Source organism: Bartonella sp. CL162QHHD, from assembly GCF_042195435.1.
Classification (GTDB): domain Bacteria; phylum Pseudomonadota; class Alphaproteobacteria; order Rhizobiales; family Rhizobiaceae; genus Bartonella.
In genome coordinates, this window is the sequence record NZ_JBHIOG010000031.1 from 1 (window position 1) to 1,605 (window position 1,605).

Annotated in this window: 1 pseudogene; it reads right to left on the reverse strand. The window is 40.9% G+C overall.

Going from position 1 to position 1,605, the window contains the following annotated elements:
• Nucleotides 1–1,605 (reverse strand): annotated as a pseudogene (locus ACFILD_RS03040) (hypothetical protein); the annotation flags it as partial.

The following is a 1,605-nucleotide window of genomic DNA, read 5'->3' on the forward strand; positions in this document are numbered from 1 at the left end:
AATTTTGCATCGCCACCAAGGAATTTAGCTACATTCTGAGAAATTGTGTTAATCTGACTACCATTAATCGCATCATGTGAATTATCAGCAATGGTACCATCTTTTACATTATGAAGCGCAACTGGTCCTGCATCCTTACCTTTACCTAAAGTTACGCTCTTATAATCAACTATTCCATCTTCTTTTTTATCGTAGAGAACAACCGCTGAATCTTCTGACTGAAGATTGTTAGAAAGATCCTTCAGACTTGCATCAAGCTGCGCTTTATTGACTGCTTCATTGTCATTCTCTGCTGCCTTAACACCTGAAAGTGTCCGGTCTTCTTTGTCTTTATTTGCAATATTGACTTCTGTACCTTCTACTTCTTTACCAATAGTGATAACTTTCGTCTCATCATCCTGCTTGGCAAGACTATCACTCACTACATTGGTCACATCATTATGAACATTCGTAATAGAACTCGCAACACCAGCAAATGCTTCCGATACACTATTGTAAACCTTTTCCTCACCAGCACTACCATCTTCATTGACAGTTTTAAGCTTGAAGGTGGGGGCAACCCATTTTCCATTTTCATAGCCAGCGCCTCCACCAAAATACGTCGCAACTGTTTGATTCATTGAATAAAGCTGGTTACCGGTAATCGCTTCTGTTGAACCTTTAGAAACTACTCCATCTAAAAGAAACTTCAATTTGCTACTGCTTCCTTCCGTTCCATGCTTAGCTACAAACGCATTGGCTTCATTACTCCAATTCAAAGAATCCTGCGCTACTCCCTGCGAAACGTCCTTAATACGTGCATTCACATTCTTGATATTATCCTCAAGACCAGTAAATGCACTACCAACATTATTAAAAGAACTGTCTGTTATATTACCAGCTGCATCAACCTTCGATAACTTGTAGGTTGGTCCTGTAAACGTACTGCCAACAAATTTTGCATCACCACCAAAAAACTTGGCTAAATCCTGAGAAATCGTGTTGATCTGTCCACCCGTAATCGCATCATGTGAACTCTCACCAATGACACCATCTTTGACATTATGAAGCGCAACTGGTCCTGCATCCTTACCTTTACCTAAAGTCACACTGCTATAATCAGTTTTACCATCTGCCTGTTTATCGTAGAGAACCACTGCTGAATCATCAGACTGAAGGCTGCTGGAAAGATCCTTCAGACTTGCATCAAGCTGCGCTTTATTGACTGCCTCGTCTCCATTTTGCGCTGCCTTAACACCAGAAAGAATTCGAGCATCACCATCACGATTTAAAATATTGATTTTATTGCCGCCTCTTTCCGCACCAATAGTAATAAGACCCATCCTATCCTGCTTAACAAGGCTATCACTCACTACATTCGTAATCTCTTTGCTGATCTCATTTTTTACATTCGTAACAGAATTACCAACTCCAGCCAAAGCATCCGCCACATTGCCATAGTCTATCTCTTCAGAGTTACCATCATCCTTAACTGTCGTAACCTTAAAACTTGGAGCTTTCCATTGTCCTTGCTCATCATAACCAGCACCTCCACCAAAATAGGTTGCAAGTTGTTCGTTCAGCGAATAAAGCTGACCACCCGTGACAGCATCCGTTGAATCTTTA